Genomic DNA, 2861 nt, shown 5'->3' with positions numbered 1-2861 from the left:
GGGGCTCCGGACCCCGCCCGCCGCGGCCGCACCGCGCGTCCCGGACGGCGCTCGCCGCACCCCCGGCCGGTGGGGGAGATCACCATGGCGGCCGGGGCCCCGGAGCCCCGGAGGAAGCGGACACGACTCCGGGCGGGCCCGCCCCCGCGCGGCGACGGGCCCGCGGCCGGGGCGGTCCGACCGGTCGCACCCGGGCGGGGCGCCCCCTCCACCCTGGGGAAAGCCCCCTCCCGTCCGGGCCGCTCCCGCGCGGGGGGACGCGCCGATGCTCCACCGGAGGACCCGGACGCGGGGACCGGTACCGTCCGGAAGCGGAACCCCCTGCGGTACGGGGATTTCGCGTGTGATCCAATGTGGCCGGAGTTCGCTGTGTCCTACTAGACTCTGCGGCCTCCCCACCCCAGAGGACAGGACACCTGTGGCTTCCCGCTGCCCCTACGCCGAACTCCACTCCCCTGACTTCCACGCGGACCCGCACAAGGTCAACCGACGCATGACCGAGGAACACGGACCGGTCTTCCCCGTCGAGATCTCCCCCGGCGTCCGCGCCTGGGTCGTCGCGGACTACGCGATGATCACCGCCTGGTGCAGGGACACCCGTACCTTCGTCCGCGACTCGCGGCTCTGGCTCGACTGGCGGGAGGGGCGCGTCCCCGACGACGCACCGGTCGCGGCGATGATGGCCCACCGGCCCAACCTGCTCTTCGCCGACGGGGACGAGCACGCCCGCCTCAAGCGCTCGATCACCGACTCCCTGGGGCGCGTCCCCGAGAGCCGGGTCGGCGACATCACCCGCCTGCACGCCGACACCCTCATCGACGCCTTCTGCGCGCGGGGCAGCGCCGAACTCGTCTCCGAGTACGCCCGCCTGCTGCCGCTGCTGGTCATGTCCGACCTCTTCGGCTTCTCGCCCGACATCGGCCGGCGGGTCCTGACCTCCCTCAGCGACCTGTGGGACGGCGTGGACGCGGCCAGGGCCAACGGCGAGTACGAGCGCGCGCTGTCCGACGCCATCTCGGCCAAGCACGCCGAGCCCGGCGAGGACATCACCTCCTGGCTGCTCGAACACCGGGCCGGCCTCACCGACGACGAGCTCCTCCACCAGCTCGTCGTCACCATCGGGGCCGGGGCGGAGCCGACCGCCAACCTCATCACCGGGACCACGCGCACCATCCTGGTCGACGCCGAGGTCGGCCAGGCCGTCCGCGGCGCCCGGGTGGGGATCGGCGAGGCGATCGACCAGGTGCTCTGGCGCGAGCCCCCCATCAACAACTACCCCGTCCTCTACCCGGTGACCGACGTGCGGGTCGGCGCGGACACGGTGGTCCGGGCGGGCGAACCGGTCCTGCTCGGATACTCCGCCGCGCACGCCGGGCTGTCCGGGAGCGGACCCGACATCGAGCAGGGCAACCGCGCCCACCTCGCCTTCGGCGTGGGCCCGCACCGCTGCCCCGCCCAGGGGTTCGCCTACTCCATCGCCCAGGTCGGGGTGGAGACCCTGACCAGGCGGTTCCCCGATCTGCGGACGACGGAGGACGAGGCCCAGTGGCGCCCCTCCCCGTTCGCTCGGGCCCTGGCCCGCCTCCCCGTCGCCTTCACCCCCGACACCCCGAAGGGCACCACTCCCCCATGGCAGCAGACATCCCCGTCCTCCACCCCTACGACCTCCACCGCCAGACAGCCGGACTCCGCGGGCGAGGCCCCGTCGTCGAGGTTGAGATCCCTGGTGGCGTGGTTGTTCGGGCGCTGACCGGACACGACGTCGTCATGGAGGCGCTGGCCCACCCCGGCGTGCGCAAGGAGGCGCGCCACTGGGGCCCCTGGGCCCGGGGCGAGATCCCCATGGACTGGCCGCTGATCTCCTGGGTCGCCCCGGACAACATGCTCACCGCGGACGGCGACCGCCACCGCCGCCTGCGCACGCTGGTCTCGCAGGCGTTCACCCCCCGCCGCGTGGAGGTCCTGCGGCCGCGCGTCGCCGAGATCACCGCCGACCTCCTCGACGCCGCCGAGGCCTCCGGCCCCGGCCCGGTGGACCTGAGGGCCGCGCTGGCGCTGCCCCTGCCCATGACGGTGATCTCGGAGCTGTTCGGGGTCGCCCCCGAGCACCGCGACACCCTGCACGGGCTGATGCACTGGGTCTTCGACGCGACCGTCACCCCGGAGCAGGCCGCCCGGACCAACGCGGACATGCTGGCCTTCCTCACCGAACTGGCCGAGGAGAAGGCCGGGGCCCCCGGCGACGACCTCACCAGCGCGCTGCTGGAGGCCCGCGCCGAGGGGGACGAGAAGCTCTCGCAGAGCGAACTGGTGTGGACGCTGATCCTCATGATCGGTGCGGGCTACGAGACCACGATGAACCTCATCACCAACTCCGTGCACGCCCTCCTCACCCACCCGGAGCAGCTGGCGCTGGTGCGCTCCGGCGAGGCCTCCTGGGCCGACGCGGTCGAGGAGACCCTGCGTTGGGACGCCAGCATCCAGTACCTGCCCCTGAGGTACACGGCCGAGGACGTCACCCTGGCCGGGGTGCGCGTGCCCAAGGGCGAGGCCCTGCTGATGGGCTTCGGCGCCGCGGGCCGGGACCCGGGACAGCACGGCGACGACGCGCACGTCTTCGACCTCCGCCGCGAGCAGCGCGGCCACCTGGCCTTCTCGCACGGACCGCACTTCTGCCTGGGCGCGGGGCTGGCCCGGCTGGAGGGGACCACGGCCCTGGAGGCCCTGTTCACCCGCTTCCCGCGGATCCGCCCGGCCGAGGGGGAGGACGTGCCCGAGTCCCCCTCCATCGTGGCCAGCGGCAGGTCCCGCCTCCCCGTCGTCCTGGGCTGAGCCGGCCGGGACCCGCGCCGGCCCCGGGG

2 protein-coding genes are annotated in these 2861 nt (G+C 74.2%); both read left to right on the top strand.

What is annotated here, in order from left to right:
- Positions 1 to 418: 418 nt before the first annotated feature.
- Positions 419 to 1750: a cytochrome P450 family protein gene (locus ACWGL3_RS31900; RefSeq protein ID WP_267949065.1), complete on the top strand. Its 1332-nt coding sequence runs from the start codon at positions 419 to 421 to the stop codon at positions 1748 to 1750.
- Positions 1732 to 2832: a cytochrome P450 family protein gene (locus ACWGL3_RS31895; protein ID WP_267949064.1), complete on the top strand. Its 1101-nt coding sequence runs from the start codon at positions 1732 to 1734 to the stop codon at positions 2830 to 2832. Before ACWGL3_RS31900 ends, ACWGL3_RS31895 begins: the two co-directional genes overlap by 19 nt.
- Positions 2833 to 2861: the final 29 nt, after the last annotated feature.

The organism is Nocardiopsis sp. NPDC055824, from assembly GCF_053616335.1.
Note: the sequence above shows the minus strand (reverse complement) of the source record. Positions and strands in the feature narration are given on the sequence as shown.